Source organism: Micromonospora sp. NPDC002411 (assembly GCF_053592955.1).
In genome coordinates this window covers 1-8476 of sequence record NZ_JBSFBM010000292.1, presented here as the reverse complement: position 1 = coordinate 8476, position 8476 = coordinate 1, and the positions used below count along the sequence as shown (strand labels likewise).

General features: G+C 73.7%; 5 protein-coding genes. 4 read left to right on the top strand and 1 reads right to left on the bottom strand.

Going from position 1 to position 8476, the window contains the following annotated elements; translation table 11 throughout:
* Window positions 1-139 precede the first annotated feature (139 nt).
* Together ACWCO3_RS27005 and ACWCO3_RS27000 are read left to right on the top strand one after the other, a co-directional pair.
* Complete coding sequence (locus tag ACWCO3_RS27005; protein ID WP_450012700.1) at window positions 140-565, top strand: hypothetical protein; 426 nt, start codon at window positions 140-142, stop codon at window positions 563-565.
* Window positions 562-1176, top strand: coding sequence for a hypothetical protein (locus ACWCO3_RS27000; RefSeq protein WP_450012698.1), 615 nt, complete (start codon window positions 562-564; stop codon window positions 1174-1176). Before ACWCO3_RS27005 ends, ACWCO3_RS27000 begins: the two co-directional genes overlap by 4 nt.
* Before the next feature lie 62 nt (window positions 1177-1238).
* Here ACWCO3_RS27000 and ACWCO3_RS26995 read toward each other — a convergent pair whose 3' ends face one another.
* On the bottom strand, window positions 1239-2408 hold the full coding sequence (locus tag ACWCO3_RS26995) for an acyl-CoA dehydrogenase family protein (RefSeq protein ID WP_355022941.1): 1170 nt from the start codon (window positions 2406-2408) through the stop codon (window positions 1239-1241).
* A gap of 250 nt (window positions 2409-2658) precedes the next feature.
* Between ACWCO3_RS26995 and ACWCO3_RS26990 the strand changes: the two genes are divergently transcribed.
* Both ACWCO3_RS26990 and ACWCO3_RS26985 read left to right on the top strand, forming a co-directional pair.
* Entirely contained in the window at window positions 2659-4086 is a 1428-nt protein-coding gene (locus ACWCO3_RS26990; protein WP_145786376.1) for a UDP-glucose dehydrogenase family protein, read from the top strand.
* 150 nt (window positions 4087-4236) lie between these two features.
* The coding region (locus tag ACWCO3_RS26985) for an SCO7613 C-terminal domain-containing membrane protein (RefSeq protein WP_450012695.1) at window positions 4237-8476 on the top strand (4240 nt) is incomplete at its 3' end.

Genomic DNA, 8476 nt, shown 5'->3' with positions numbered 1-8476 from the left:
GGTCTCCTGGGCGAGGTAGGGGTTGGGTGGGTTGCCGGCCATGGAGCCGGCCTTGTCGCCGTGGGTCTGCTGCCAGTGCTGTTGCCAGTAGTCCTGGGCCGTGATGGCGGCGAAGCTACCCAACGCCCCGGTCCGGGCGGTGGAGACCCGACAGGTCGCCTACTGGGCGCAACTCACCCCCGACCTGTCACCGCCCCGGCACCCCGTCGACACCGTCGTCTTCGAGGCCCCGACGATCACCAGCACCGGAGGCGCCGACCTGTCCGACGACTACTTCCGGCCGTCCCTGCTCCGGGCCGCCTGGCAGCAGGAGTGTGGCGAAGGGTCGGAGCGGGACGACGAGCCCCTCGCCCGGATGGTCGCCGCCGCCTGGCTGACCGACCAGCCACCGACACTGGAGTCCTGGTGGGATCGCGCGGACGCTGAGCGGGCACAGCGTGCCTACCAGGCGCTGGTGAGCCTGCCGCAGGCCGAGCAGCGCCAACGGATGGCGGCGGCACGGGAGGCAGCGCTGGACTGCCGCTACGACGACCTGCTGGCGCTCCTGCCCGAGGACAAGCCGTGAGGTGGCTCCAGCTCTACCTGCGCTCCCGTCGGGTGCCCCTCGCCCTGGGTGTCGCGACCGCGGTGATCGTGCTGGCATGGGTGATGTCGTCGACCTACACGACCTCGACGACGATCAACGCCCGTACGGCCAGCCTCACCATCATGCTGGCGGTGGTCGCGCTCGGGGCCACCCTCAACGGCGCCGACGACGCCCTCGACCACACCGCGTCGGTCAACTGGCCACTGCGGCGGGCCGGGCACCTGCTCATCGCCGCCGCCGTGATCACCGCCCTGCTGTCGCTCAGCGCACTCACCGACGTGCGGTACGAGCCGCTCGCCCTCGTGCTGCGCAACACCGCCGGCCTGCTCGGGCTGACCGCGCTCGGCACCGCAGTGTTCGGCGCCGCGCTGTCCTGGATCGCCCCGCTCACCTGGACCCTCATCGCGGTCCTGCCGTTCCTGGGGCCGAGCGCTGACGTGCGGGTACAGGTCGCCAGTTGGCTGACCCAGCCCGCCGGCACCACGGCTGCCACCGTCTGCGCCACAGTGCTGGCCGTGACCGGTCTGCTGGCGTACGCGCTGCGCGGCGGCCCGCTCCGACCCGCCAGCGAGACAGCGCCCGACCGGTGACGGAACCGCCGGTGGTCCGGCGCGCCGGTGTCGGCGCACCGGACCACCGGCGGCTACGCGCCCTAGACGACGCCGGCCAGCAACTGCCGGGCCATGACGATGCGCTGCACCTGGTTGGTGCCCTCGTAGATCTGGGTGATCTTGGCGTCCCGCATCATCCGCTCGACCGGGTAGTCCCGGGTGTAGCCGTAGCCACCGAGCAACTGCACCGCATCTGTGGTGATCTCCATGGCGGCGTCCGAGGCGAAACACTTGGCCGCCGCGCCGAAGTAGGTGAGGTCCGCGTCGCCCCGCTCGGACTTGCCGGCGGCCGCGTACGTGAGCTGCCGGGCCGCCTCCAACTTCATGCCCATGTCGGCGAGCATGAACTGGATGCCCTGGAACTCGGCGACCGCCTTGCCGAACTGCCGGCGCTCCGTCACGTACCCCTTGGCGTAGTCGAGCGCGCCCTGCGCGATCCCGACGGCCTGCGCGGCGATGGTGACGCGGGTGTGGTCCAGGGTCTTCATCGCGGTGGCGAAGCCGGTGCCCTCCGCGCCGATCATCCGGTCGGCGGGGATCCGCACGTTGTCGAGGTAGACCTCGCGGGTCGGCGAGCCCTTGATGCCCAGCTTCTTCTCCGGCGCGCCGAAGCTCACCCCGGCATCGGACTTCTCGACCACGAAGGCCGAGATGCCCCGGGACCGCGCGGACGGGTCGGTGACGGCGAAGACGGTGTAGAACTCCGACACGCCGGCGTTGGTGATCCAGCGCTTCACGCCGTTGAGCACCCAGTGATCCCCGTCACGCACCGCCCGGGTGGTCATCGACGCCGCGTCGCTGCCCGCCTCCGGCTCGGAGAGGCAGTACGAGAACATGGCCTCACCCGCCGCGACCGGCGTCAGATAGCGGCGCTTGATCTCCTCGGAACCGGACAACAGCAGCGGCATCGTGCCAAGTTTGTTCACCGCCGGGATCAACGAGGAGGACGCGCAGGCGCGGGCGACCTCCTCGATCACGATCGCGGTGGCCAGCGCGTCCGCGCCCGCCCCGCCGTACTCCTCGGGGATGTGGGGGGCGTGGAAGTCGGCCGCTCGCAGCGCGTCGTAGGACGCCTTGGGGAACTCCCCGGTCTCGTCGGCCTCGGCGGCGTGCGGGGCCACCTTCGCAGCGCAGACCTCCCGGACCGCCTCCCGGATCGCCTGGTGCTCATCGGGCAACCGGTAGACGTCGAACGACTCCCCTGCGGCCATGTCGGCCCCTCCCCTTCACCGCTATCATGCGCAGTCTGTGACGACTCCGGACCGCTGACCGAGCAGACTGAAGACTAGCGACTGCAGTTCAGGAGATGTTACCGGCGCGTAGGCATGGGCATGAGGGTGCACCCACGCCGCTGGGCAATGATGGAGGGCAGACAGTGAGCCACCCTCCGGTGCCCCGCCCAGGCGCCGCAGCAGAATGCGACGCGACGACGCGCCGCCAGTGCGAGCGGAGAAGACAGGCGTGACGATCCCCTACCCCACCATCCAGCCGACCCCCGCCATCGCCGCGGTGACACCGCCCTCGGGCGCGCCTCGGCCGCGGGTGACGTTCCTGGGGACCGGCTACCTCGGTGCCACGTACGCCATCTGCTACGCCGAGCTGGGCTACGACGTGCTCGGTTTCGACGTCGACGCGGACAAGATCGCGATGCTGAACGCCGGTCAGGTGCCGATCCACGAGCCCGGCCTGGACGAGCTGCTCCGGCGCAACCTCGCCGCCGGACGCCTGCGGTTCAGCACCGACATCGCCGAGACCGCCGACTTCGGTGACGTGCACTTCATCTGCGTCGGCACCCCCCAGCGAGCCGACGGGATGGGCGCCGACCTGTCGTACGTCGAGGCGTCGGTCACCAGCCTCGCGCAGCACCTGACCCGCAAGGCCCTGATCGTCGGCAAGTCCACCGTGCCGGTGGGCACGGCCGAGTGGGTGGAACAGCTCGTCGGCAAGCACACCCCCGACGACCTCGGCGTCGAGGTGGCGTGGAGCCCCGAGTTCCTCCAGGAGGGCTTCGCCGTCGACGACGTCCTGCGCCCCAACCGGATCGTCGTGGGCGTGAAGAGCGAGTGGGCGAACGGCATGCTCTACGCCGCGCACAAGGGCGTGTTCGACCTGGCCGCCACCGAGGACCGCGAGGTGCCCCTGGTGGTCACCGACTTCGCCACCGCCGAGCTGGTCAAGGTCGCCGCGAACGCCTTCCTCGCCACCAAGATCTCCTTCATCAACGCCATGGCCGAGGTCTGCGAGGCCTCCGGCGGCGACGTCACCCAACTGGCCCGCGCGATCGGCTACGACCCGCGCATCGGCAACCGGTTCCTCCAGGCCGGCCTCGGCTTCGGCGGCGCCTGCCTGCCGAAGGACATCCGGGCGTTCCAGGCCCGGGCCCAGGAGTTGGGTGCCGGCGAGGCGCTGCGTTTCCTGCACGAGGTCGACCTGATCAACCTGCGCCGCCGTACCCGGGTGCTGAACCTCGCCGCGGACCTGCTCGGCCGCCGCTCCGGGCCGGCCGGACCGGACTTCTCCGGCACCCGGATCGCCGTGCTCGGCGCCACCTTCAAGCCCAACACCGACGACGTCCGCGACGCCCCGGCGCTCGCCGTCGCCGCGCTGCTGCACAAGGCCGGTGCCGACGTGCACGTGTACGACCCGCAGGGCACCGACAACGCCCGCCGCGCGGTGCCCGAGCTGACCTACGAGCCCGGCATCAACGAGGCAGTCACCGGCGCCGACCTGGTCTGCGTCCTCACCGAGTGGGCGGACTTCCGCAACGCCGACCCGGTCGCCCTGGGCGAGCTGGTCGGCGGCCGCAAGGTCGTAGACGGGCGCAACTGCCTCGACTCGGCACTGTGGACCCAGGCCGGCTGGGAGTACCGGGGCATGGGCCGCCCCTGACGATTCACCACTCATCGGCCGGCCGCGAAGCGCTCCACGCGGCCGGCCGATGATGTTGTTTGCCCCGGACCCGCCGACAAGTGTCGAAATCCGCGCCAGCTTTGGGCATGCTGCGACAGTGGGAGTCCACAGTGCGGGTGGAGGGGTGTCGTGGCGACCTTTCAATGCTCCTCGTGCGGCCGGGAGATCAAGCCGGCCGTCCGATGCCCGCACTGTGGGGCCGACCAGCCACAGTGGGTCGAGCACCTGGCGGACATCGAGCGTTCCATCGCGGAGATGAAGGCGCGCGACGCTGCCATCGCCCGTGAGCAACGGCAGATCGCCGCCAAGATGCAGGCCGCGCTCTTCCAGCGGGACATCCTCGCCCACGCCGGCGAGGAGCGGGTCAAGCAGGCCACCCGACCCCGTCGCGTGCTGCGCCGCCGCCCTGGCCGGCGGCCACCGACCGCCACCACCGGCGCGCCTCCCCGGGTGCCCCGCCAGAACACTCCGCACCCCCCGGAGGACCCGCCGCCGACACCCCGATGGCTCGACGCGGACGACCCGGAGCACCCGCCGGAGGCCTCGTCGCGCGAGGTGCAGAACATCCCCCTCGGGCTGGGCGCGCTGCTGCTCGGCGTGGCCGCTGTGGTCTTCGCCGCGGTGGCGACCAGCTCGATGGACGCGGTGGCCCGGCTCGGCATCCTGCTCCTGGCCACCGTGCTGATGCTGCTCGCACCGCCCGTGCTGGCCCGGCGCGGGCTCACCTCGACCGCCGAGACCATCGCCGCGGTCGGCCTCCTCCTCGTACCGCTGGCCGGTAACGCCCTCTGGGCGGTGGACCGGATCGGCACCGGCGGCGTCTCCGCCACCGTCTTCAGCGGGGTGATCTTCGCGGTCACGGCGGCCGTCGCATTCGGGTACGCCGGCTGGACAGGCCTGCGCGCACCCCGCTTCGCCACCGTGCTCGCCGCACAGCCGGTGCTGCCGCTGCTCGCATACGACCGGATCACCGGCCCAGGCGGCTGGGCGCTGGTGCTGGCCCTGGTCGCCGTCGTCGACCTCGGGCTGGCCCGCTCCGGCGTGGTGCTGGAACGCCCCGTCCAGCAGGACCTGCCACTGCCGGACGCCTCGTCGGCGCCTCGCCAACGCAACGCCGAGAGCCGGCCGGAGGGCGACCCGGAGGAGGCCGCCGAGCTGATCGACGCCGACGCGGGCTCCGCCGACCCGCGACCCGCCCGCCCGGTGCCCGGGCTGCGCGAGCTGACCTGGTTGCTGCACGCGGTGGCGGTCGCCGTCGCCCTGGCGTACGCGGTCACCGCCCTGCTGCGGGCGCAGACCGTGCCGACGGCCACCGGCGCCGGGATGGTGCTGCTACTGGCCGCCGCGGTCGGGCTGGCCGGCGCGCTGGTGCTGCGTCGACCGCCGTTGCCCGACATCGCGGCCGGCATCGTCACCCTGGCCGTGATCGGTGCGCTCAGCCGAATCGTCTCGGTGGCGCTGCCCGGCCGGGCGCTGCTGCTGATCGCGCTGGTCATCACGGTGACCGGGCTGGCGGTCCGCGCGGTCCCCGAGGCCGCCCGCCGTGGTCCGCAGATCGCCTCGGCGGTGGCGCTGACGGTCAGCGGCCTGGTGGTCGCCGGTGGCGCACTACGCGCCGGGGTCGCACCGGTCCGGGCGGCGCTGCCCGCCTGGGGCGCCGACCTCAGCCGGTACCCGGCCGAACTGGCGGCGGCGGTCGGACCGACCACCTGGCAGCTCGCGGGTGCCGCGTTCCTGCTCACCATCGCTGCGGTGCTGGCGCTGCCTCCGGAGATCCGCCGCGAGTTCGCGGTCGCCGGCGCGGCCCTGACCGCGCTCGCCGTTCCGGCCTCGTTGGGTCTCGGCTGGGCGGCAGCCCCGTGGCCGATGGTGATCACCTCGATCGGCATCGGTGTCATCGGGCTCTCCGCCCGCACCGACCGCGCCGCGGTGGCGCACGCCGTCGGCGCGGCGGTGGTGGGCCTCTTCGGTGCCGGTGCCAGCCTCACCCGCCCCGCACTCACCGCTGCGGTCCTGATCACCCTGTTCGTGGCCGGCACCCTGGTCGCGTTGGCACCCCGGATCCGGATCGCCTCGGCCGCCTCCGACACGGTCACCGCCTGGGCCGCCGGTGGTGCCGCGTTCGCGTTGCCCGGGGCGGTGGCCGCGTTCGTGACCGCCACCATGCCGGTCGACCCGACTCCCACCCCGGCGAGTCTCCGGGAGGTGACCGTCCCGGTGCTGGCGGCCAGCTTCCTGGCCGTCTGCCTGACTCTCGGCTACGCCGCGATCGTGCAGGTCTCCCAGCGCCGCATCCCCGCGCCGCTGTCGGTCGGCACCGGGCTGGGCGCGCTGCTCGTCACCGCCGCCGCGTTCGGCGCGCCCGGCGCCACCGTCGCCGACGCCTGGGTCGGTGCGCTCCTGCTGGTCGCGGCGGTGCTGCTCTTCCTGGCCCCCTCCATCGACGCTGGCCGTCGCGCCGACCTCACCCTCGACGGCTCCGACCTGGCCGCCGCCGCCGTTACCACCGCCCTGGTCGCCACACTGGTGCGGATCGGCGCGGTGCTCGCACCGGGCGGGCAGTTGGCGGTGGCCGCCGCCCTCGTCCTGGTCGTCGCGGTCGGCGCACGCAGCATGCCGGAGGAGTGGCGACGCGGGCCGATCCTCGGCCTCACCGTCGGTGGCCTCCTCATCGGCGTACTCGCCGGATGGTCCGCGGTGCGCGGCGGGGTCGGCGTGCTCGCCACCCCGGGTCCGATCTGGAGGGGTGACCTGAGCGGCTGGCCCGCCGCTCCCGTCGGCGGCTCCACCTGGCAGGCGCCCGTCGCGTTGGCGCTGTTGGCCCTCGCCGCCGGCATCCTGCTCCCGCCGCCCTGGCGCTGGGACGCGTCCGGCGTGGCGGCGGTGCTCGCCACGATCGGCGCACCCGCCGCGTTCGACCTGGCCTGGTGGTCGCCGGTCCTGGTCGGCGGCATGGTCGCCACCGTGTACGGGATCGCCGCGGTCGCCACCGAGGAGGCCCGCGCCGCGCTGTCCCGGGCCACAGTGGCCGGGGTGGTCGCATTGCACGCCGCCGGAGCCGGCCTGGTCCGGCCGTGGACGACGGCGCTGGCACTGGGCAGCATCGCGCTCATCGGCGTGGTGGTGGCCACGCTGGCCCGCGTCCTGGCCGGCCCGCAGGTGACCGACATCGACACCGAGGGGATGCCGCCGCACCTGGCACAGATCGGTGGTGCGGCCCTCGGCGCGGCGCTGCTGGCTCTTCCCGGTGCGGTGGCGGCGCTGGCCGCCGAGTTCGAACACTCGGCGCAAGTGGTGCTGACTGCGGCGCTGGCCGCGTCCAGCCTCGGCCTGGCCGCCGTAGCGGCGGTCCGCCGGCAGGTACCGCAATATCTGCCCTGGGTCAGCGCCGCTGTGGTCGGCGGCGCCACCATCAGTGCCCTCGCCGCGATCCCCACCGGCCTCGCCGCAGGTGTCTACGCGGCCGCCGCGGCACTGCTCGGCGTGCTGGCCGAGCTGATCCGAGCGGCCACCGTGCCGCCCACCGGCGCCGCCCAACCGGTCCGGCGTTGGGCGGTACGCCTCGACGGGGCCCTACGCCGGCTGCCGGACGACCCGGAGCGACGGCGGTGGCGTTTCAACCCCGCAGCCGGTGCGCTGGCCGCGGCGGCCCTCCCGACCGCCCTGGCTCTCGCCTCGATCGCCCCCGCGCTGGTCGCCGCGCTGGTCGAGCCGCACCGCACACTGACCCGGATCTGGGACGGCCCGCCGCCGGAGCTGCTCACCCCGCCCCCGGACGTGGTCGATCCCACCCACGTGCTGACCGCGCTGCTGCTCACCGCGACCGCCGCGCTCGCGGCCACCGGCTTCAGCGGTGGACGGCGCTCCCGAGCCGTGCCGGTGGTGCTGCCCGGGGCCGCCGTCACGCTGTTGATCACGCCCATCGCGTTGGGCAGCGGTTGGCCGGCGAGCACCCTCGCCGCGCTCTCCGTCTTCACCATCGCGATGCTCGGCCTCGCGTTGACCCCACCGCCGCCGCTGGCCGAACGGGCCCGCTCGCTGCGGCTGGCCCGGGTCCTGGTGTTCGTCATCGGGTTGGCCGCCGGCGGCGCCGGGCTCGCCGGGAGCCTCGCCGCCCGGGAACTCACCCTGTTCACGCTGGGCGGGGCGGTCGGCGTGGGCGTGGTGGCGGCCCTGTTCGGCACCACCCAGCGGGCCCGCATCCTCGGTTGGCTCTTCGCGTCGCTGATGGCGCAACTCTTCGTGCTCACCGCCGGTCTGGTCGCCGGGCTGGCCCCGGTCTGGTCCGCGTTCGGGGTGCTCGCGGTCGGGGCCGTACTCCAGGTGTTCGCGGCGGTCCTGCCCCGGCTGCGGCAACCCGAGGCGCAGC